The sequence below is a fragment of the Flavobacterium sp. AJR genome, assembly GCF_002156885.1.
Lineage (GTDB): Bacteria > Bacteroidota > Bacteroidia > Flavobacteriales > Flavobacteriaceae > Flavobacterium.
In genome coordinates, this window is record NZ_NCWQ01000070.1 from 1 (window position 1) to 22,062 (window position 22,062).

Here is a 22,062-nt window from a genome sequence, read left to right on the forward strand (position 1 = left end):
AATAAATGGTATACTCAAAAAAACAGAAAGTTGAATTATTAAAGTAAGTCTATTTAATAACCTTTTAAAACTAGAAAATTATGAAAATGAAACCAACGTTATTTTACGAGTTTACAGGAATAATTAATGACAAAAGTCCCCCCTATTCTGTTCATGAATACAATAGAATATAAAAAAGTGATTAACCCCCAAATCAAACTATATGAAAAATTTATACAAAATTGCTCTATTTTGTGTATGCGGAATTACCTACTCGCAAACGCAAAAAGACATAGAAGTAATTCGATCTAACTCGAATGTAACTGAATTAGAATCGTTAAGTCAAAAATTTAGATCTGAAGCTGAGCAAAAAAAGCAAAGAATCTTAAGCACAGCAAGAACCAATGGTTGGAGCACCTCTTTTACCAACAAAGACGGAACAACTAGCGAATTGATAGATATTAGTCCGGATGGAAAATCTCCAATTTATTATACTCCCGACAACGTAAATGCTGCCAAATCTACCCGAGCCAACTTTTTGAACTCTGGAGGCGGTTTAGGACTCAATCTTAACGGACAAACCATGACTGCTTACGTTTGGGATGGTGGAGCTACGCTTCCTACGCACAATGAGTTTGGAGGAAGAGTTACTATTGCCGATGGCGTTACAGTGATTGGTGGAGGTAACAATAGTCAACATGCAAATCATGTTACGGGTACTATTGTCGCTGCTGGATCTGTCGCTGCTGCAAAAGGAATGGCAAATCAGGCAAATGCAAGAACCAATGAATGGAATAATGATTTACCTGAAGCAACTACAGCTTCAACAAACGGAATGTTATTATCTAATCATTCATACGGATGGGGATTAAGAGATGCTTTCGGAAATGTTATCATGGCTCCTTGGCGATTTGGTACGTATGAAACAACTGCAAGGGATTGGGATAATGTAATGTACAATGCTCCATATTACTTACAGATAAAATCTGCTGGTAATGATGGGACTGATAACACGGCTAATACAAGCCCGTTAGGAGGTCCTGGCTATGATAAACTTACAGGTTTTTCGACCGCCAAAAATAATCTGGTTATTGCCAATGCAAATGATGCCGTTATAAGTACAACAGGAGTATTAACGAGTGTAACTATTAATACCTCAAGCAGTCAAGGGCCTACTGATGATTTAAGAATAAAACCTGACTTAACAGGAAACGGAACTGCAGTATATTCTACAGCTACACTTACTGCTACACCAACTCCTTTAACAAACAGTAGTTATGGTAATGCCACAGGAACTTCTATGGCAGCTCCAAACGTTACAGGAACTTTACTCTTGTTGCAGCAACATTACAAAAACATTACAAACAATTTTATGCGTGCAGCAACATTAAAAGGTTTGGCGCTACATACAGCAGACGATGCTGGAACTACAGGTCCTGATGCAATTTTTGGCTGGGGTTTACTAAACGCAAAGTTTGCTGCCGAGACAATTACCAAAAACGGAACTAACTCTATTATTCAGGAGCATACTTTGCCTACAGGATCTAGTTATAGTTTTAAAGTCGTTTCTGATGGTATAAATCCTCTTGTAGCTTCTATATCATGGACAGATCCTGCAGGTATAGCCTACTCTGGTAGCACCCCAAATCTTAGTACAGCAAGATTAGTTAATGACTTAGATATACGAGTTACTAATGGATCTGGTACTTTTTTTCCTTACAGACTTACATCGGCTACAACAAATGGATTAGGTGATAATACCAAAGATCCTTTTGAGCGCATTAGTATTAATGGAGCGGCTGGTATTTATACTGTTACTATTACACATAAAGGAACATTGGTAAACGCGCTGCAAAAATATTCGGTAATCGTAACAGGAATTGCATTGCCTACTACCGATTTATACATAAAAGACAGACCTTATGACACTGGTGTACAACCAAACCCAGATCTAGGTCCTATGTGGATAAGCGATGATATCTGGGTAAGACAAAACATCGATGCCGGACTTGTACATCAAAATCCGGAATTTAAATTGTCTTCTCCAAACGGAGTTTATATAAGAGTTTATAATAGAAGTACAAATACAAGTGCATCTGCAAAAGTAAGATTGTATTTTGCGAAAGCTTCTTCAGGATTAACGTGGCCTACTAATTTTGTGAACTTTAATATTGGCCCTATTAAATATGGAGATGAAATAGGAGAAGTAAGTATTCCGTCTATTCCTGCCGGAGGTAATACTATTGTAATGATTCCTTGGTATCCGCCAAATCCAGCAATATATCCTACTGACCAACATCATTTTTGTCTGGCTGCAAGAATAGAATCTCCTAATGATCCTATGGTTGGTGAATTAACAGGTGTAGGTATTGGTGTAAATACTAAAAGTAACAATAATATTGCCTGGAAAAATTTAAGTGTTTACAACTTAAATACAACCGATATTGTTCCTCCAACAACCGTATTCGTTAGAGGTATAAGATCTAAAACTGTAAATCTGAGATTTGTAGATAAAGGTTATAATGAGCAATTAAAAAATAACTTCTTTGATTTAGGCGGAGTAATAGAAGCGACTCTAGATGATAAGTTATTTGAAAGAGCTCAGGCAAATGGATCTTTAAAAGGTGTTGAGATTATTGGAAAAAATAAAATTCTGATAAAATCCAGAGAAGCCTCAATTGCAAATTTACCTATCGATTTAGAAGAAACATTTGCAATATCATTCGATTTTAGAGTTGCAACTGTCTTGCCTGCCGATGAACAAATCACAGTCGATTTTATTCAGGAAGATGCAATAAAAAGAGAACTTGAAGGAGGAGAACGTTTTGCACTTGTAAGAGAAGGCAAACCAAATACTAAAGCAAATACCGCTCTTGCAACTGAAACTGCCGAATCCCGACTAATTACAATTTATCCTAATCCTACTAACGGAATATTTAAAATAAGTATTACTAGTGAGGAACAAGGAACTTTAAGAATAACTAACATTCATAACGTTACTGTTTTTCAAGAAAAAACTAGCAAGAAAAAAGAATTTAGTGTGAATATAGCCAATCAGATTCCTGGAATATATGTTGTTCAGTTTATATCGAATAACGGAACAGTTACTACCAAGAAAATAATTAAAAACTAATTTCATATTAATTCATAAACCTAGATTAACTCAATTAAACGGAAAAACCACGAATGTACTATTCGTGGTTTTTCTTATTTAATGCATAGCATAGTGTCTTTTTAATTACGTAAACACCAATGCAGAATTTTGGCGATATTCTTTGCATCATCAACACCTCGGTGATGTGTTCCTTCTAACGGAATATTCAATAACTGCAAAGCACCATTCATTCCGGTTGGCTTTTGTAAACCAAATTTCTCCGCAAAATGAACCTTTACATTAATATGCTCCTCTCCCATAGGATATGAAATACCAAAGGATTTACATTGTTTCATAAGCATATTTAAATCGTACTGACCGTAACTTGCCCAAGTATATAAATCGGGTTGATATTCGTCTGCTAATTTTTCAATAGCTTCTTCAAAGCTTACTCCATTTTTATCTAATAAATCCTGAGTAATAGTGGTTAATTCTGTACAAAACGGACTCACGCTGGAGCGTTGTGGTTTTATTAAAATACCCTGATTTTTAGTAATCGTCCCTGTTTGGGAATCCAAGACTGCTAATCCAATTTCAATAATTTCATTTTGCTGTCCTTTGGGGACTTCGCCTTGCCAACACGTGGCTTCTAAATCTATGATAATAATTTTATCTGTAGTTTTCATTTTTTCTTTTTTTAAATATTGCATTTAATTTTTCTAACACATAGAAACATAGCTTTGGTTTGCCCACAAAAAAGACGTTTCACTTATTTTAAACACACATAGTTACTATGCGAAAGAAATGTATTTATCTTTGACTCTCTTCTTTTAGAATAAAATCTATGTTTCTATGTGTTAGGAAAAAATTATCTGCTTTTTATCTTAATTAAATTTCTCTTTCATTTAAAAGAGTCTTTATTTCACGAAGATTTCCTTCAATTGACCAATGACGTTTCCGCTACCAGAAATGGTAATTTCTCCAATCTTATCAGCGATTTTTTCAACATATTCCATTTCTTTCAATTTCCACAACATCTCGTTTTCCTCCATCAACTTTGCTGTGTTTAACAAACTTCTTGTTGCGGCAGTTTCTTCTCTTCGCATAATACTATTAGCTTGCGCTTTTTTCTCGGCAACCAAAACCTGATTCATGATTTCTTTCATATCACCTGGCAAGATTACATCTCGGATTCCAGCATCAGAAATCACCAATCCCAACTCATTAATTTTAGCTGTTACTTCATCCAAAATTGCATCGGCAATCGTATCTTTTTTGGCTAACAATTCGTCTAAGGTTAAACCTCCTACGAATGCTCTCAAAGCAAGTTGCATGGCAACATACAATTGTTTTTCAAAATCTTTGTTATCGACCAAAGCTTTCATGATATCAACAACCTGGTATCTTACAAAGAAATTAATTCTCAATCCCGCTTTGTCTTTTGTCAATAATTCCTGTCCTGAAATCTCAACATGTTGTTGTCTTGCATCAACCGTTTTTACTTCGATAGTAATTGCATTATTCCAAAAATAATGAGTTCCTGCTCTTAATTCAGTTGTAAAAGTTCCGTTTACAAACAACAATGCTTTATCATTGCTGGCAACAATAAATTTTCTTGCGTACAACCTCAATTTAGCATTCTCCAATAAATTCATTGGAATATTTTCGGTGATATAAATTTTAGATAAATCTACTTTAGTAAATTCATTTTTTACAACACCTTTCCAGAAAGCATATCTGCCTGCAGTCAAAACTTCTTTAAAGTTACCGTTTACAAATTGCAATACAATTTCATTATCGGCAACCTCAACTATTTCTAACATAGAAGCCAATACTTCATTTTGCAATAATATATTCAATTCGTATGGCGCTTGAAATGACAAGCCCATATCAAAAATCATAACATTTTTATTACCCAAAATCCAGTGAGAACCATCTTCTAATACTGCTCTCAATTTTCTATTTTCGAATACCAATCCTACTTGGTACGCATTAATTTTAATTCTATCTATCATTTTTATTTTGGTTTAAAGTTTTTTTGGTTTCATGTTTTCTAACCGGTAAAAAACTTAGTTATATTTTCTATTTTCTTGCTTCTAAAATCTTGCTTCTATATTCTAATCTCAGCTATCTTACTTCTATTCTCTTTCTTCTATCCTCTTGCTTCTATCCTCTTGCTTCTATCCTCTTCTTTTCAAAATAAAAAAACTTCATTGTCTCTCTCCTCCGAGAAAAACGGACGAATAGTTTGTTATTTGCTAACTCCAATTGTTTTGCGATTCTATTTTGTGAAAGCGATTCTAAATTCTAAAAAAATCACTCAAACAATCAAATCGAAAAGAATATGAGTCTTTCAAAACACATTACTATTCGCGCTGGTTTTATCATGAGTGTGAAATTTTGGACTTAACAATCCTAGTTTCACAGACAAAGACAAATCAGTTTTCTTTGGCTATGCATCTTTTTAAGAGTGATGCCCTCTAAACACAGATTTAAAGTCTGTTGACTACCAATTGTCCAACCGAATCAGAATTCGGCGCAGGATTCGAACCTGCAGCTTTCTATTGTTCTACCTAACTGAACTATCGCATTACTGCGAATGGGATTCGAACCCATGACTGATAGAGTGAGATAGTTTTTTGGAAAACCATCAAAACCTCCAAATCAAGTTGCATAGAAAAACATAATACGCTTTTGCGAAAAGTTCTCTACAATGGTGCTATACAGAAACACGCAACAAGACCCGCTTGATATTTTTAAAACCATAAACAATCTTGTCTATGATTTTCTATATTTATTTTATTTAAAAGAACGTTTTTTTATTTCCTGAGCAAATATTCAAATCATACTACGCAATTATTCTGCGTAGCACAAAATCTTATTTTATCCATTCAATTATAGTCGATAAATAGACTTGTTTTACTTCCTCAAATCGTGTTATGTTAGGAATATGATTTACTTCTAACAAATATTTAGAACCATCTTTTGCAACGATATAATCATTCCCAATCATATCCATTTGCAAAGTATTTTTAATATGCAAAGTATCTGCAAGCAAATCAGGATCTACAGTCATAAAACCAGCATGATCAGGATGAATAGATTTTAACCAAGTATCACCTTCTAATTTAATTTGCCAATACGTATCACCTATCATCATTATACGAACAGCTTCTCCATCATAATAAGGTTCAATAGTTGCTGTAAACTCACTTTCCCATTCTCCAGTAAAACGATGTTTGTTTTCGCCACAATGCCAATTTCCCCATTTAGCAACAGTATCTTCTGTAACATTTATAGAAGTTCCTGCACTTATAAATCCTCGAGGTGCGCAAAATCTTGAAAGAGATAAAGCTTTAACCAAACAAGGAATTTTAAATCGACAGTCGAGCATAGCAGCAGCATTAGGATAACAAGCACCTTTCCAGATAGCTAAACCGGAAATAAAATCAAAATCATTATCATAAATACCATAATAGACTACTTTATCTACTGGCAACATTCCTATACCATTTGCCTTTTCCATATAAAGGACTTCCTCTTTTACTATAATTTTTGGTATAGACTGATGCCAGATAATGTGTCCTGAGTAACTTGCTTTTATAGTATCATATTCTTCTTGTTCAATACCTACTAAAGCAATTCTATTGTAATCTTGTTTCATGATTCTTATATTTTAATGTTGTTTATATTTTATTTTTTAAATCTGCCACGAAGACTCAAAGACACTAAGTCTATTCTATTTTCTCTTGGCGACTTCGCGTCTTTGCGTGAAAATAATTTTGCCCATTATACTTTGTCAATATCTCGCAAAGTCGCAAAGCCGCAAAGTTTTAAAACCTCTGCCCCTTTGTACCTCTGCTCCTTTGTGCCTTCGTGACAAAACTCTTTAAGCTTCTTCTAATTTTAATCGTTTAATTCCAAAATCAGATTTTCTTAATTTACACATTCTACCATCTGAAATATGGTGAAAAACAATACCTTCAATATCATTCTCTGATAAGAACTCTCTTAAATCATCAAATGCTAAACTTGAAAAGTCAATCACTTCACTACCGTGTTTTATTAAAATATGTCTCTCTAAATTTTCAGGGTTACCTTGAACTTTGGGACCACATAATTCGTAAGTACCATCAGTTTTAGTTTCCAAATTATCAAAACCTTCAAAGAAAAATTTATCTTCAGATTTTGAGCGGTTACATTTTAACCAATGCGGATGATGTCCTGAAATTAAATCTGCATCTTGACAAGGAATAGCATCTACAGGAATTGCTCTACCTTTTTTCGCATCAAATCTTTTAAACAATTCTCCATTTATAATGGCGACTGCTGTACCGTCAAATTTTCTTGTCGCAACGGCATCACCGTTTATAACCCATTTATTTTCTGCATTAATTTTATCAATTACCCGTCCTAAATCATTTGGGTCTTTCGTAAATAGTGTACTTATCTTTTTCATCTTATATTATTTTAATTTGCCCTAAAGGCATTTAGTTTAAACAGTATCAATTCTTTTATTTGTACAGGAAGAGAGATTCGAACTCTCAGAATACTGATTCTAAGTCAGCCGCGTATACCATTCCGCCATTCCTGCATAATTGTTTTTATCTTAATGTAACCTAGGTTAAAAACTTAATTTTATTCTTTTCATTCTGCGCCTTTGCGAGAAAATAGCTCGCTATCTTATCTTTAACAACACTTTTAAATCTCTCGCAAAGACGCCAAGTCGCTAAGTTTAAAAATCTTTGTCCCTTTGTTCCTTTGCTACTCTGTCCCTTTGAACCTTAACAAATTGTCTGAGAAGTAGGATTCGAACCTACGACCTCCCGCGTCCAAGGCGGGTAAACAACCACCGTTATCTTCTCAGTTATTTTGGGTATTTTCGGGAATCGAACCCTGTTCTTCGGATTCACAGTCCGATATTTTACCAAATAAACTAAAAACACCATTTTTATATTCTGCCTCGAAGCCACTAAGCTTTGATTCCTTTTCTTTGCGACTTCGCGTCTTTGCGTGAAAATAATTTTGCGCATTATACTTTATCAATCTCTCACAGAGCCGCAAAGTTTTAAAACCTTTATTCCTTTGTACCTTTGCAACTCTCTGTACCTTTGAACCTCTGCACCTTCGAGAACCTTCGAAAACCTTCGAAAACCTTCAAAAAAAATAGCGGCTCATACGGGAGTCGAACCCGTTTCTCCCGAGAGACAGTCGGGAAGGTTAGCCAGTAACCCCAATGAGCCAGTTCCTTCTAGAGAACACTTGTGATTTTGAAAGGACTCGAACCTTCATTCAAGGTTAATTAACCTCCCTTCTACCAATTGAAATACAAAATCATTTAATTTTTGGGCATAAAAAAAGCACCCGATCAAAGGTGCTTCATAAGATTCAATAAGATATACCTATCCTATTGCCAGTATCTATGCACCTGTATTGTAATAAAACCAAGATCGAAACTCGGGTTTAGCAGTTGTACGTTATATGTATGATGTTTGAAATCCATTTTATGTATTGTATTATATATTGAAATCATTGTTATTATTAGAAATTCGTTTTCCAGATTTTCTTCGGCAAAGATAAAGTCTAAAAATTCAATTATCCAAATCATTTTTTAATTTATTTTACTGATAATCAAATAGTTAATCCTTAGAATAATCCATAAAAATCCCTGTCCGCATACTTAGGCAGATTCTTAATTGTATCAAATGACTGTCTCTCATTAGATTACTTTTCAAGATTATATTTCGCTATTAGGTTTAATCATTAAACATTTGATCCTTTATTTTTTTATTTTTTTTTAGTTAACGTTTATTTTTTATTCTTTTATGTCACTCTAGGTCACCCAAATTCTCATATTAAGTGTCCTGATTCCGAATTTTCGATACAGGAGAAATGCCTATAAAACAAAAAAAGCGTCCCGATATCAGGACGCTTTTATATTTTTATGTTGAATTTGAAACTACAATTTACACTTCAATTCTATAAAATACATACCACATCCATAGCCTTTAGCAGGGTAAAATCCCTCTAAACGGTCGCTATTTTGTTTTAAAGACAGGTTGATATGTAGATTCTTTATTTTCATTTCGAGGGCAAATGTAGGTCTTTTATTAATATAATTAAATAAATCTATATAATTAGTCCTGAAATATTTATCATTCACCTAACAATTTTAACCAAAATTTTCACTTAAAAACACCTTTTATGCCCTATTAATTTTATATTTTTGAGAGAATACAAATACAAGAATCTATAAATACAAGTCAATAAAATAGCATGAAAAAACACCTAAAATACATAGATGGAAATTCCGATAAGTTTTGGCAAATAGAAGTTACAGGATTTGAATTTGCAGTAACTTATGGTAAAAACGGAACTTCCGGAACATCCCAAACAAAAAGTTTTGCTACTGATGAAGAATGCCTGAGAGTTGCAAAAAAATTATTGGAAGAAAAAATAAAAAAAGGATATTCAGAAAATGGTGACGTTACTGTAGCTCCAAAACCAAAAACGGCTAAAAACTCCAATTCTGATGAAGTTTTACAGGAATACGACAATATTATAAAATCTAAAAACATTGATTTAGTATTGCCTTTTTTAAAGGAAAAATCAAAAGGTTATATTGAAGCTCTAAAAAAACATATCAAGAAAAATAGAAGATTTTGGACACAATATGTAGATTTATCTAAAGAACCTGAATATCTCAAGAAAAACAAAACCAATAACACTTGGGGATCTTCTTGGGGAACTCGCGGAGATCAAAAACAAAAAGAAATCATTACGCTTAGTGCCATCGCATTATTCGATAAAACAGATATAAACTCCTGGGATGAAGCTTTAAATTTACTTGATCAAATAGACGAAAAAAAACAGGTTTTGGATGTTTTGTTATGGGCAAAACCAAATTGGTTGGGAGCTTTTATTTTGGATAAAATAAAAAAACAAGACTGGGTTGGTTTTAATTATCATACGCTACTTAAACTTGAGGAACACGATTTATTATCATTTAATCCCGAATTGTACGCTTTGACTCTGGCGGCAACTAATGAATGGCGCGCAAAGATGAAGTCTCGAAAATTCATCGAAAATTCATTAAATGACAAATTAACCTATCAAAGGGATATTCCGGAGTTGTTTAATTATGAAACAACTCTTCATAATAATTTCTTTAGAGATAATGATACTCAAAAACATGATGAATTCCAGACATGGGCAGTTATTTATAAATCTTTATTAGATGATAAAAAGATGGATCGCGCGTTTTTTATCGAAAATGCAATCCTGATACAAACCAAAGAATGGAACAATAACCTGAAATCTTTTTTCAGAAAAAGAATAGAAGAATTTAATGTAACCGCAGATGAACTTATTATCCATCAGGAGAATATATTCTCTTATTTGCATAATGCCTATCCACCTATAACAAGTTACGGAATTGAGCTTGTTAAGAAAATATATGAGCATCCGAAATTTAAAACAAAATCTTTTTTTGAATGGTTGGAATCTTTAATGATGCGTAGTGATTGCAAAGCTGCCATAAAAAGTGTGTTGCCTATTTTGGAAAAATTAAATAAATCGAATCCTAAATTAAACAAAAACATAACTTCGATTATTGCCGATGTTTTTGTAATCTCAGATTTGGCTTTACAAGAACGAGCGAGTAAGATAATTGTAAAAATTGCAACCGAAAAAGATGCAGTTCTTAAAGAAAAATTATCTTCTTACACTACCTTGATGCAAGGTAATATTAAATCGGGATTGAGTAAATTCATTGATGATGATGCTTTAATTATTGATGATTCAGCACTTGAAGAATATACATTTAATCATAAAAAAGAAGATGTACTTATCGAGGAAGTTCAGCTTCCTAATGATTGGAATGATATCGTATTTCAGTTTGGGAACTTCATCGGATCCGAAGAAGTTCTGGACACCGAAATTCTATTGAACGTATATATCACGCAAAGGGATTTATTCCCATCTGATTATTCGGCACAATTGCAACCATATTTTAAACAACTACAAAAAAGCTATTTTGAAAGTGTAAACAAAGATTTTGTGAAGACCTTTTTGATGGAAAAAATTTTAAACATCGAAAGCAAATTCAATGGTAAGCATAAACATTATTCCAAAATAAATACGCTGTTATTAATGCAATCCTTGCTGATTAAAGTACAGCAAAAAATAAACGAGAACTCTGCTTTACCTCTAATTTCTTTTCCTAGTCATAAACCGTATTGGGTTGCACCAAAGGTTTTATTAGAAAGAGTTATTGCATACCAAAATACAAACGAAGAAATTGATTTACTGGATTTAAGTATTGCTATTTCACGAATGCCAAGAGAAAATGTCGAAAGCGCCATTCCTTTATTAGATAAAGTAGAAGGAGAACTGAAACAGTTACTATCCTTTTGTTTGGGAGTAAGCGAAAAATTAGACTTAAGTTCCGAATCTCTTTTTTCAAAGGTATTGGCAACAATGGGAAAAACGACCAAAGAAACGGGATTTTTATCTCTTTGGGCTGTAGCTGCAAGAACTTTTTATCCTAATGAATCTTTTACCGAATTTGAAAATACCTATCTAAAAGATGTTCCGCTTGTAGCTGCTCCATTTGTACCTGAAGTTAGATTTAAAGAAAAATGGAACGAATGGACTAATTATCAAACCAAAGAAAAAGAAAGAACGCCATCTTGGTACGAACTACGATTTGACTTGCCTAGTTACTTCAAAATTCCAAATTATTTACTGTATAGTCTAGATATATATCAGCGACCTAATAGTTGGGATTATTTACTCAATTCGGCTGGGAATACTTATTATTGGCATAGCCTAATGCCACAAAATGGAGATGCTCTCGCTATAACATTATTGCATAATTGTGGAACGGGAGATGGTGCAAAACCAGATTTAAAAGGTTTTCTGGATATTATAAATCGTCCTGAGTTTCAATTTTCGGATACTACATTGCTTTTATATGCTTGTAGTTTCTTTCAGGAAAAGAAAGATATCCGATTAATGGCTTCTGAAGTTTTGATTAATTTGGTCGAAAAACAAGCTATAGATATGGAATTATTTGCTCAGAAACTGGCGTTCCTGGCATCTGGAAAATATGGTGTATTCTTGCGATTAGTAGATGGATTAATTGCTATAAAAGATGTTTCGCCATTGCATAACGATGCTTTACTGAAGTTGTTTAATTCCTTTTTTGAGAATCTCGATCTAAAAGATAAGTTACCTACAAACTTCAAGAAAATAATTGAAAACTATCTTGATGTTTTAACCAAAACAAACCAAAATCCATCGCCTAAAGCAATTGTTTTCTTTGAGCAATGGAAAGATAATGCTTCGCTTAAATCATTGATTAAGCAAATTTTAAAATAAAGAAAAATGACAGATTTAGAATATAATTATAAAGGAATTTCGACTTACAGTAAAACCAAAGGAATCAATAATTTGGTTTTGGCACATCAAACCGAAATTGAAGAAGTTAATAATATACCGTGTTTCTTTTGGGGAAGTTTGACTGATCCTTATGTTACCGCAAAATGCTGGAGTACAATTGCCAAAGTAGTTCGTTCTAGTTTTGGTCCAGTTCCGCCAAGTCTTCGTGATCCTATTGTATCGGCAGGAGCAGAAAGATTGCGTTTTGAAGGTTTCTCGTCCTGCAATGGTGTTTATGTAAGACTGGATATGAAACCCGAAGCCATAGATGGAGAATTTATTGCCAACGGAACTACCAATGTCGATTTTAATGATCCAATGCTGAATGCGCTTAACGCCATCCAAAAAAACGAAAAAGTCACTCTTGCCGTTGGTCAGCAAGAAGTACAGGTTATTACTACCAAAGCAAAAGTTACCGAAAAGAAAGTAACCTTACCCATGCGATGGATAAAAGGCTTAACGAGTGTACAGCTTTATCTTGCCGATATGGATGTAAAATATGAATTGAATAAAATCCAGACCATTCAGTTATTCCAAAGTTTACCCAAAGGAAGTGTAAAAGGAGATTTTTTTATTACCAAAAGAGCAGGGAAATTTATGTTCTCGACTTTGGCTACAAATGATAGTGTACGAATTGGCGGAGTACAGCGACTACGATTATTAGAAGGTATTCTGGCAATTGTAGATAAAATATACATCTATGAATCCTCAGATAAACAAACTTGTGCGATAGTTTCTGAATTTGGAAAAATGCAGTTATTAATGGCATTCTCTCCCGATTCGTACCGCGGATTTTCGGGTGAAGGAAATGTATTAGAAACCATGACCGAAAACTTACCGATAGAATGGGTTTATGGTTTAAATAGTTTGCTAAAATCGAATGAAACGTTTGATCCAACTATGCTTTCTATCGAAAATGATATCGATTTTGGCACAATGGACAATCTAACTTCTAGTTTATCCTCGATGGGATTATTGGGTTATGATTTAAGCGAAAAAGCGCATTTTTACCGACGTCTTCCTTTTAAAACCGAGCGTATTTTATCTTTAAATCCAAGGCTGAAAAATGCCAAAAAATTAATTGATAATGAGGATATCGAAATTGTAGAACGCAGAGCCGATTATATCGAAGCCAAAGTAAAAGGTTCGGGCGTAATACACAAAGTAATTATCGAAGGAGCTAACCAAAGATGCACCTGCGATTGGTTTACTGCTTATCAAGGCAAAAGAGGAATTTGCAAACACATTTTGGGTGTAAAAATGACTATTTCTTAAGAAATTAGATTTTTACTCTTATAAAAAAATCGCCCTTATAAAACTACCATTTGGACACAAATATTAGTAATCAATTTTGAACACGAATTTCACGAATTTGCACAAATCTTAATAGATTGATTTAGTTTCTGAAATTAATTTCACAAACTAATTAGTGTTAATTAGTTTGTGAAATTCGTGTTTGTTTTGTACTTGTGTCCATACGATAGCTGATTCGGCGATTTTTTATTTTTTAGCTTCTGTCTTAGTTTGCTTTTACTACACTAATTTTTTCTAGTGTTACTTTAGCATCTCCAATTCCGCTCTTTTTTATAATAACTTCAAAATCTTTATCGGTATCTAATAAATTATCTGAAATGTAATAGGCAAAATTAAGTTTAATTCCACTTTCAGCTTTTGAATGCACCTCATCCATTCCGTGATCATGAGCAATACCAAAGAAAGTCATTGTCCCAACATATATATCCGCCTTTCCAGGATAACGAAGGTAAACAGTATAATAATCTTTAGGCTCTTTGTAAACTACTACATCCAGATTTAGCAGTATTTTAGAATTAACACTTTTAAAAGCTTTATTCGTGCTTTTTGCCAATGTACTAGTTACTTTCTGAGTAAAACCAGTTGACTCAAGTACTTTACCTACTTTCTGTTCCCAAATAACTTCTTCTTTAGCATCCTGAAATGCTATTTTAGTCTTTGCTTTTGTCTCATTTGCCGCTACAACCGGAGTTTTAGATCCATAAAGCAAAGTATCATATTTATAATCTAGGTTAAAAACAATATTGTAAACTTCCTCCATTGTAAACGTATTGTGGTCTCCATTAGGATATATAAATTCATAAGGCCAAGGATTGGCTTTTAATTCTTCTAGTGTAGGGCGCTGACCATATTCTGAAACATCCCAAGATTCCCAAATACGATCGACCATACTATGATGTAGCCAAAAAACTGGATCAAACCCTGCTGATTCTACATTTGCCATTAAACCTGAAGTCTCCTTCTGGAATATTTCATTATAATAGGTTTCGCTTGGTACTGCATACCCTCCACCAATAAGATTGTGCATATAACCATGAGGTGCGCGTTCTAAGTTTCTGGTAAATCCGCCCTTTCCGCTAAAAGAAGGATTCTTTTGTAATTCCGCAAGTGCCAATTGAATATCCTTAACCTGATTAGGAAGTATTGGTTTACCATTGTTAAGAATACTATATCTCGCTGCAGTATACAAAGAACCAGATTTATCTCTTACTTGTTCTGGCATAATGTTATCTGTCGTTTGCGCACTTCCGTAATTCCAATATGGGAGCGCAAAATCATCTTTTCCAGATAATTCGCGAACAATTTTTTCTAAATACCAAATGTACATTCTATGCCACAAAAGAAAATTTAAAGCAGCACTATCAGATCCATTATGTGTACAATCTGCCCATGCCCATAATTTATCTTTAATGTTTTGATACTTTGGGCAAAGTTTATTATCACCAGTAATTTCATTCGGAACACTATGTATTGCCCCTTGATAATACCAGGAAATACCGTTCTCACAGCCTAATCCACGCATTTTTTCAAAAGCGATATTCATTGCCACAAGATTTGCTTTTCCTTCAGGCGTATTAACGTTCCATCGCGTATATTTCGCATTGGCCTTACTCTGACCATAGGAAAATCCTGTAATCAGGATAATTAAAAATAAGTTAGTAATTTTTTTCATTTTATTAGATTTAGGGTTAATTATTCAATTGTTTATTTACATTAAAGTACTTCGACTTCAAAAGTTAAAATCTTAGAATAAGCAGGATTTGCTTTGTCATAAATTTTAAATTTCACAGTCCCATTACCTATTTTGTTCACTGGAATTACATGAATAGCAATAAATCCTTGCTGATCTGGGTTTAGCTTACTAAAAACCGATTCTTTTGGTATTCCTATTTGGCAAGCTCCATGCTGACACATCGAGCAATCCCATTCTTTAGGAAATGTATTTGAGACGGTTTCCCAAACAAGGAAAATGGGTTTATTAGAAATATTTTCGACTTTAATTTTTGAAACATCTAATCGTTTATTTTTCAATAAACTTTCCTTATTTATTGCATTACCAACCACAGAAAAAGTGGGTTTGTTTTGTGCAAACGTCATGGAAAAAGAAAGAAAAATAAGATAGCAGCATATTTTTTTCATAACTAGCTTTTTAAATTTTAATAGAAAACTGAAACAGTAGCCTTGTAATACTCCTTTTTAGAAATCGGATCTATAAAATGATACATAATAGATTCTTTCTCTCCTACGTTTTCCAATGAAATGAGTAATTCAAGGCATTCACCCGGCTGAAGCTGTACTTTATATCCATCAGAAAACACCTTTACATTAGTCTCATTTCCATATACTAACCGAAGTTTTGTATTAGATGGAAACACAATTTCATGAAGGTATAATCCAGCATTTACCAAACGAAGGAGTACTGGTTCTTTTTTATTTATAACCGATTGCAATCCTTTATTTTTAAGAACTGTTTCACCATTAATAAAAAAGTAATTGGGCTTATAAATGGGAAGAATTATTGGCTTATTTGTATAATCATATTCCGTTCCCATAATGGCATCAGTATGCCATTTCGTATCTATTTCATAACTGCACCAGAGTACTTCGCTCGATGGTTTAACCGCTGCAGCATCATTCTCCTTTGAGCGAATAATTACAACTCCAAACATTCCTGCCTGAAGATTAAAAGGGTAATTCTCGGGACTATAATAAAGATAGGTTCCTGCTTTTTTAGCCAGAAAAGAATAGAAACCATGTTCCATATGATGAACCGGTTCTTTTATCTTCATTACCTCTTTTTCCTTATTACGTTGCAAGATTTCAATTTCCTTACAATACAAAGAGACAGGATTTCCTTGAGAAATATTCCAAAAATCAATATTTACACTATCACCTACCTTCACATCAATATAAGATCCTGGTAAAGTAACTTGCCCCGAAAGCGAGTTTGCAAAGCCAAAGGTTCTTATTTTTAAATTGCTATTAATAGTCAATTTCCCCGTTGTTCTCCCAATAATTAATCTTTCATCTTGAGAAAACAAAAATGTACTAACGAACAAAAAAGAAAATACTAATATGATTTTATTCCGTCTTTCCATTTCTAAACTCAAATTAGTACCCAACATCAATTATTTGATATCGTAATTCAAATTTAGAGCTATTTAAAAGCAGAAAATAGCGTATAAACACCTGATTTTGTAGTTAAAATCAAGTTAATTTAAAGTAGGTTTAGGAAAGAAAAAGAAGGATTTAGATTCTTTATTATAAAACAAAATCGCCCTGATGTTGGGCGATTTTTGTTTTTATTTATACAATTGTTGTCTGATTTTGAGTAACTTTTTTCTACTGCACTATTTAGAAAATATTACCATTTAATTTTAATTTTAGGTACTGCTTTTCGTACTGCTTTGCTCACATCATCTGAAACATTATTTATTTCATTACTTAAGTTTCGAATGGCTTTAACCGCATCATGATTATATCCAGGACCATTTGTGATATCATTTACCGTAGTGTTCCATAATTTTGTAAAATCATTGTTAGGGCCAAATTTTACATTAAGAGCATCTCCTATAGCTTTTAATCCCTTAACAATATCGTTATTTTTGCCGAAGCAACCACTATCCCCACCAACACCATTTGTAAAGCATTTATCTAATTCACGGGCAAGCAGCTGCCCTCCTGCACAACCTGCAAAAGTATACGGTTCTCCTCCCGAAGTTACGGCACATTCTATAATAATTTGAGTTTCAGCATTCATCTGAAATTTATCTACTCCGTAGCATAATGCTGTTCCCATAAAACTTACCTCTCCTGACTTACTTTGTTGCTCCATACAAGCTAATATTTTAGAAATTGTTGGGTCATTTACAGAAGACGACATACATAAAGGATAACGACTCCAATCGCTGCCATAAGTTGCATAACATTCTGAAATTTTTTGAGCAATTTCCTTTTCTTTTTGTCCACCTAATTTACTAAAAAGGCAAAGAGTACGTTCTTCGGGCGTTTTAGAATTTCGGACACAATCTAAGATTTCTAGTTCTTTCTTACCCGCCATATTTTGAATCATACACATGGTAAACTTTTCTCTATTGAGACCTGTTGCTGGTGAATATGCGTTTTGATAACATTCTTGTGCTTTCATTTCATTGGTAATCATAATATCACCAAAAGGTTTGTTTTGATCAACAATTCCATCGGGAATTGGAATAAAATTACCTTGAGCAGTTTCAATTCCGTAATTATTACTATAAGTAGGCTGCTGATAAACTGTTTGATATGGATTGTTAGGTATATAGCCGTCATAAAACCCTATAACTCTTGCTCCTTGAAATCGATCAATTTCTACAAAACTTCTGTCCCATGCAATAAAATAAGCATTAACCATAGGATTAGCAGCTGGCACCATAAGATACATAAATCCCGAAGGATCTTGTTGTACATATCCTCTATTCATAGGATTTCCATCCTGTATAAGAAATCCATTATCGTAAAGTAGAAAGCTTTGTGCTCTAGATTGATCATAAATTCGTCCTACTGTTTGTTGGCTAATTCCATTATAGGAAATAGTTAACAAAAAAATAAATACAAAAATCTTATTTATCGAATAACTTTTATAATTTTTCATGAAATTGTTGTTTAAAAGTTGCTTTTTCAAAACTTAAAGGTGTTAAAATAGTAGCTGTTTTTTATTAGCTATGGTGTATTTCATAAAATTGATTTTAATGATTATAATTATCCGTGTTATTTTCAAAGCTTATTTACAACGACCTACTTAGCAGTATTTTTTAATTGTAAATATTATTTGCAGTAGTTAATTTTCTTCTATTCCTTTATCCAAACTTATTTTTTTTACTTTAGATAAATTGTATGTTATCCCGAAAAAACTACCGAATTTGAACTGACTTTGTGTAGGTATAGTTCCAGAATCTCCCAAGTTATAAGAACTACCAACTTGGTAATCATCTGCAATTCTATCTACTTTTCCCATAGAAACACCTGCGGAAAAAATAATACGTTCCTGTTTTCCTAATATAGCTCCAACACCTAAAAGCACTTGCAGCTTTTCATCTTGAGTTATTACCGCACCAAAATTAAGAGTTGGGACAATCCAGGAATTCATGCGGATATACGTATTTATAGTAGAGCCAAAAGCCATATCATAATCTCCACTATTCTTTAAAGTGATGATTTTATTACCCGCAGTTGCAGGATCGTCTCTTTTATCATACTCTTCATCATAAAGTGACGTAAAAAATATTCCGGCACTAACATCTATTTTTAGACCACCTTTAATCCAGATATTGTATGGTGTTGATGCGAAACTAAGATCTTCGTCTTTTGTTTCTCTATCAAAACGGCGCAGCTTAAATTCTACTACATCAATGTTTTTGCCCTGCACGTCAATGGGTAATGTGTAAATTTCTAAATCGACCGAGAAGAATTTTTCTATAATTGATGAAATACTTTTTTCAGCTTTTACCTTTGTTACAAGTAAGCTTTCCTTAACCTGTGTATATTTAGATTTTTTTTCAACATTTTCAAAACTATTTAATAATTCATAATTTTTTTTCAACTGCGCTTTTGCCCTATCGAGGAATTCTTTTCTTTCAGCATAATCAGCTTCAACAAGCGCATTTTTTTGTTTTAAAATTTCATATAAACTTTCTACTTCAATGTTTAAATTGTCAATGTTTTGAATTAACTCTTCATTTTTATTTATAATTTCTTTTATAGATTCTTTAGAATTATCAAGAGATAATTCATTATTTGCTTCTGTTCTTGCTTCTTCCTTAACTTTGTCAGCAGTTGTATTTTGATCATTAAAAAAAGAAATGTTTTTAGTATCAATTTTATAGGTATACTTAAAAGGATTACCATTTACTAATTTAACAGAAACCATTTCTCTAGATTTTACAGAAAGCCATTTGCTTTTGCAAACACATTTATTTTCAATTGTGCCGTTACTTTTCTCTTTGCATTTGCAACTATCTACATCGTTACATAATAATGGATCTCCACAAATTCGAATACTATTTTCGTGTGGCTTACCTAAATCGACTTCTATAATTTTGGTAGTGACCTGACCATAGCCAATTATTCCGAAGAATAAAAAGCAAAGGATAAATAATGTTGTTTTCATGATTTCTATTGTTTTAGTTATGCATCAAATGTATTTAGACAACAGTATACCAATCAATTACCCTTTAGGGTGATATTTTTATTTTATTACTTTCTTATGTTTTTTTTGTAAGTTTATTAGATGTTTACATTTGTCTTTCCATGTTAATTTCAAATATCACCCGAATGGGTAATTGCGCTCAATGGGCTTATATCCCAACTTTGTAAAAGAAAATGTAACGCCATGAAAATAAGAGTAGCCATAGTAGAAGATGATAAAAATTACAATCAGGCATTGAAGAATATCATCGATTTTCAGGAAGACATGGAGTGTGTAGCTCAATTTTTTAATGGTAAAAATGCTTTGCAAAAATTAGAAGCCTCAGAGCCAGACGTGGTTTTAATGGACATACAATTGCAGGATTTATCAGGTATCGATATTGTTTTTAAACTAACAGAATTAATGCCAGGTACCACTTTCGTAATGTGTACCAGTTTTGAAAATGACGAAAAAATCTTTTCAGCCTTGCGTGCAGGTGCGAGTGGTTATCTTGTAAAAGGAGATCCGTTGGCTAAAATTATCCAGGCCATTCAGGAAGCACATAAAGGAGGTGCCCCAATGAGTTTTGCTATTGCCAAACGTGTTTTACAACATTTTCAGGAATCGAAAGTACAAGTACAAAGTTTAGCATTACTTACTGTAACAGAAAAAGAAGTTCTTGAATTGCTAGCGCAAGGGCTTCTCTATAAAGAAATTGCTGACAGAAAAAATGTCACGATTGATACTATCAAAAAACACATTGGTAATATCTATAGAAAGTTACAAGTAAGTAATAAAATTGAAGCAATTAATAAATTTAACCACAAAAACTAAGAAATCATGGAATTAGAAAAATTACAAGAAAAAGGAATAAACCAAAAAGACTTTTTTATAAAAAAAATTGACAAAAAGATTGAGGATCTTTTTGTTGAAAGATACCGAAATCTAGGCACTAATATTAGTGGATTAACTGAAAGTTTCTTTATAAAGCTGGAAGTATTTAAAAAGTTACTTAAAGATAATCAAAGCAAAAAATATTGCAAGTTTTATTACATTCATAAAGATACTCATTTGAATATCGGCATATGTTTCTCTGATAACGACCAATGTGTTATTATAGAAAAGGAAGATAAATTATTTGACTTATTTGGTGAAACTATAGAGGATGGAAATTTCATAAAAATGAAAAATGATTTTGAGAATGACTTAGGAGGTAAATTATCTCCTCACACTAATGGCATTAAAGACATTTTGACTTTTTACACTTTAGACCAGATTGATTATTATATAACGGAAATGGAGAAATCATACCCAACTATTTATGGCTTAAAATTTAATATGTGGCAATATTGTCCAACTAATATAGATCCTGAACTTGCAGAAGAATTTACAAAAAGAAACAATAGAATTTCTTTCTGCGTTCATGCATTATTTAACAAGAAAAACAACTTATATAGTGAAGGTGATGCATATGACTTAGGTAATCTAAGACCTTAAATGAATAATATTTATGAAATAGTATTATTAATCACACTATTAAAATCAATGGTTTTGGTTCGAAAATTTAATCTTTCTAGCCAAAACTATTTATTTATTTATCTCCTTGTTACTTTTCTTGTAGAATTATTTTCAGAGGTAATTATTTTATTAGAAAAAAAATGGAGTTTTCAGTATACTTTATATTGTATATTCTGCATACTGTTTTTTTGGTTTTATTATTCCAGACAATTCAATGAAAATTTAAAAAAGAAACTCAATTTACTTTCTGTTATTCTTGTGATTTCTATTTTGATATTCCCTAACTTTTTGGGAGAAAACTTAAATTCAAAATTAATTAGTGTTTTACCCTTCTTTTATATTTTGTACAGTATGTTATGGTTTTACCAAAAAATAGCTTTTCCATCCAAAGACAAAATTACAGACGATCCTAATTTTTGGATTTCATCTGCCTTACTTTTCTGGAGTTGTTTCTTTATTTTTAGAGAAATTCCTAGAGATTTTTTTAATAAGACAGATAAAGACTTTTTAAATTTATTATGGCAATTCTTATATTTTATTAGTAGTATTATGT

General features: G+C 32.7%; 15 protein-coding genes, 5 tRNA genes and 1 pseudogene. 6 read left to right on the forward strand and 15 right to left on the reverse strand.

Annotation, left to right across the window (positions count from 1 at the left end; all coding sequences use genetic code 11):
* Positions 1 to 202: 202 nt before the first annotated feature.
* Positions 203 to 3,112 (forward strand): S8 family serine peptidase, encoded by a 2,910-nt coding sequence (locus B8T70_RS17385; protein WP_086895643.1) that lies wholly within the window; start codon positions 203 to 205, stop codon positions 3,110 to 3,112.
* A gap of 101 nt (positions 3,113 to 3,213) precedes the next feature.
* Here B8T70_RS17385 and B8T70_RS17390 read toward each other — a convergent pair whose 3' ends face one another.
* The 10 genes from B8T70_RS17390 to B8T70_RS17420 form a co-directional block, all read right to left on the reverse strand.
* Complete coding sequence (locus B8T70_RS17390) at positions 3,214 to 3,759, reverse strand: 3'-5' exonuclease (RefSeq protein WP_086895657.1); 546 nt, start codon at positions 3,757 to 3,759, stop codon at positions 3,214 to 3,216.
* 231 nt (positions 3,760 to 3,990) lie between these two features.
* Entirely contained in the window at positions 3,991 to 5,088 is a 1,098-nt protein-coding gene (locus B8T70_RS17395; RefSeq protein ID WP_086895644.1) for a slipin family protein, read from the reverse strand.
* A gap of 863 nt (positions 5,089 to 5,951) precedes the next feature.
* Positions 5,952 to 6,737 (reverse strand): hypothetical protein, encoded by a 786-nt coding sequence (locus B8T70_RS17400; RefSeq protein ID WP_086895645.1) that lies wholly within the window; start codon positions 6,735 to 6,737, stop codon positions 5,952 to 5,954.
* 225 nt (positions 6,738 to 6,962) lie between these two features.
* The gene (locus B8T70_RS17405) at positions 6,963 to 7,532 is read right to left on the reverse strand and encodes a DUF5565 family protein (RefSeq protein ID WP_086895646.1); all 570 of its coding nucleotides are present in this window, start codon (positions 7,530 to 7,532) and stop codon (positions 6,963 to 6,965) included.
* Positions 7,533 to 7,594: 62 nt separating this feature from the next.
* A tRNA-Leu gene (locus B8T70_RS17410) sits at positions 7,595 to 7,667 on the reverse strand.
* 201 nt (positions 7,668 to 7,868) lie between these two features.
* Positions 7,869 to 7,940, reverse strand: a tRNA-Pro gene (locus B8T70_RS23925).
* A 6-nt stretch (positions 7,941 to 7,946) separates the two neighbouring features.
* Positions 7,947 to 8,019 (reverse strand) — tRNA-His (locus B8T70_RS17415).
* Between the two features lie 224 nt (positions 8,020 to 8,243).
* Positions 8,244 to 8,316: transfer RNA gene (locus B8T70_RS23930), tRNA-Asp, on the reverse strand.
* Between the two features lie 22 nt (positions 8,317 to 8,338).
* Positions 8,339 to 8,409 (reverse strand) — tRNA-OTHER (locus B8T70_RS23935).
* 71 nt (positions 8,410 to 8,480) lie between these two features.
* Entirely contained in the window at positions 8,481 to 8,681 is a 201-nt protein-coding gene (locus tag B8T70_RS17420) for a hypothetical protein (RefSeq protein WP_086895647.1), read from the reverse strand.
* A 668-nt stretch (positions 8,682 to 9,349) separates the two neighbouring features.
* Here B8T70_RS17420 and B8T70_RS17425 point away from each other — a divergent pair.
* Together B8T70_RS17425 and B8T70_RS17430 are read left to right on the forward strand one after the other, a co-directional pair.
* Positions 9,350 to 12,454 (forward strand): DUF6493 family protein, encoded by a 3,105-nt coding sequence (locus tag B8T70_RS17425; protein WP_086895648.1) that lies wholly within the window; start codon positions 9,350 to 9,352, stop codon positions 12,452 to 12,454.
* Between the two features lie 6 nt (positions 12,455 to 12,460).
* Positions 12,461 to 13,789 (forward strand): hypothetical protein, encoded by a 1,329-nt coding sequence (locus tag B8T70_RS17430; protein WP_086895649.1) that lies wholly within the window; start codon positions 12,461 to 12,463, stop codon positions 13,787 to 13,789.
* Positions 13,790 to 14,033: 244 nt separating this feature from the next.
* Here the strand turns inward: B8T70_RS17430 and B8T70_RS17435 are convergent, their stop codons facing one another.
* The 5 genes from B8T70_RS17435 to B8T70_RS17455 form a co-directional block, all read right to left on the reverse strand.
* Positions 14,034 to 15,500, reverse strand: a complete 1,467-nt coding sequence (locus B8T70_RS17435; RefSeq protein WP_086895650.1) for a tyrosinase family protein — start codon at positions 15,498 to 15,500, stop codon at positions 14,034 to 14,036.
* 41 nt (positions 15,501 to 15,541) lie between these two features.
* Positions 15,542 to 15,967, reverse strand: a complete 426-nt coding sequence (locus B8T70_RS17440) for a hypothetical protein (protein ID WP_086895651.1) — start codon at positions 15,965 to 15,967, stop codon at positions 15,542 to 15,544.
* 17 nt (positions 15,968 to 15,984) lie between these two features.
* The gene (locus B8T70_RS17445; RefSeq protein WP_242667514.1) at positions 15,985 to 16,926 is read right to left on the reverse strand and encodes a multicopper oxidase domain-containing protein; all 942 of its coding nucleotides are present in this window, start codon (positions 16,924 to 16,926) and stop codon (positions 15,985 to 15,987) included.
* Positions 16,927 to 17,192: 266 nt separating this feature from the next.
* The gene (locus B8T70_RS17450) at positions 17,193 to 18,458 is read right to left on the reverse strand and encodes a hypothetical protein (protein ID WP_086895652.1); all 1,266 of its coding nucleotides are present in this window, start codon (positions 18,456 to 18,458) and stop codon (positions 17,193 to 17,195) included.
* 186 nt (positions 18,459 to 18,644) lie between these two features.
* Entirely contained in the window at positions 18,645 to 19,973 is a 1,329-nt protein-coding gene (locus tag B8T70_RS17455) for a hypothetical protein (RefSeq protein ID WP_086895653.1), read from the reverse strand.
* 222 nt (positions 19,974 to 20,195) lie between these two features.
* Here B8T70_RS17455 and B8T70_RS17460 point away from each other — a divergent pair, with 222 nt between their 5' ends.
* The 3 genes and pseudogenes from B8T70_RS17460 to B8T70_RS24130 all read left to right on the forward strand — a co-directional run.
* Positions 20,196 to 20,825, forward strand: a complete 630-nt coding sequence (locus B8T70_RS17460; protein ID WP_086895654.1) for a response regulator transcription factor — start codon at positions 20,196 to 20,198, stop codon at positions 20,823 to 20,825.
* A gap of 6 nt (positions 20,826 to 20,831) precedes the next feature.
* On the forward strand, positions 20,832 to 21,488 hold the full coding sequence (locus B8T70_RS17465; RefSeq protein WP_086895655.1) for a hypothetical protein: 657 nt from the start codon (positions 20,832 to 20,834) through the stop codon (positions 21,486 to 21,488).
* 372 nt (positions 21,489 to 21,860) lie between these two features.
* A pseudogene (locus tag B8T70_RS24130) lies at positions 21,861 to 22,062 on the forward strand (hypothetical protein); the annotation flags it as partial.

Bases quoted from the DNA above. Each gene is read 5' to 3' on its own strand.
- B8T70_RS17385 (WP_086895643.1), top strand. From the start codon at position 203: ATGAAAAATTTATACAAAATTGCTCTATTTTGTGTATGCGGAATTACC.
- B8T70_RS17390 (WP_086895657.1), bottom strand. From the start codon at position 3,759: ATGAAAACTACAGATAAAATTATTATCATAGATTTAGAAGCCACGTGT.
- B8T70_RS17395 (WP_086895644.1), bottom strand. From the start codon at position 5,088: ATGATAGATAGAATTAAAATTAATGCGTACCAAGTAGGATTGGTATTC.
- B8T70_RS17400 (WP_086895645.1), bottom strand. From the start codon at position 6,737: ATGAAACAAGATTACAATAGAATTGCTTTAGTAGGTATTGAACAAGAA.
- B8T70_RS17405 (WP_086895646.1), bottom strand. From the start codon at position 7,532: ATGAAAAAGATAAGTACACTATTTACGAAAGACCCAAATGATTTAGGA.
- B8T70_RS17420 (WP_086895647.1), bottom strand. From the start codon at position 8,681: ATGATTTGGATAATTGAATTTTTAGACTTTATCTTTGCCGAAGAAAAT.
- B8T70_RS17425 (WP_086895648.1), top strand. From the start codon at position 9,350: ATGAAAAAACACCTAAAATACATAGATGGAAATTCCGATAAGTTTTGG.
- B8T70_RS17430 (WP_086895649.1), top strand. From the start codon at position 12,461: ATGACAGATTTAGAATATAATTATAAAGGAATTTCGACTTACAGTAAA.
- B8T70_RS17435 (WP_086895650.1), bottom strand. From the start codon at position 15,500: ATGAAAAAAATTACTAACTTATTTTTAATTATCCTGATTACAGGATTT.
- B8T70_RS17440 (WP_086895651.1), bottom strand. From the start codon at position 15,967: ATGAAAAAAATATGCTGCTATCTTATTTTTCTTTCTTTTTCCATGACG.
- B8T70_RS17445 (WP_242667514.1), bottom strand. From the start codon at position 16,926: ATGGAAAGACGGAATAAAATCATATTAGTATTTTCTTTTTTGTTCGTT.
- B8T70_RS17450 (WP_086895652.1), bottom strand. From the start codon at position 18,458: ATGAAAAATTATAAAAGTTATTCGATAAATAAGATTTTTGTATTTATT.
- B8T70_RS17455 (WP_086895653.1), bottom strand. From the start codon at position 19,973: ATGAAAACAACATTATTTATCCTTTGCTTTTTATTCTTCGGAATAATT.
- B8T70_RS17460 (WP_086895654.1), top strand. From the start codon at position 20,196: ATGAAAATAAGAGTAGCCATAGTAGAAGATGATAAAAATTACAATCAG.
- B8T70_RS17465 (WP_086895655.1), top strand. From the start codon at position 20,832: ATGGAATTAGAAAAATTACAAGAAAAAGGAATAAACCAAAAAGACTTT.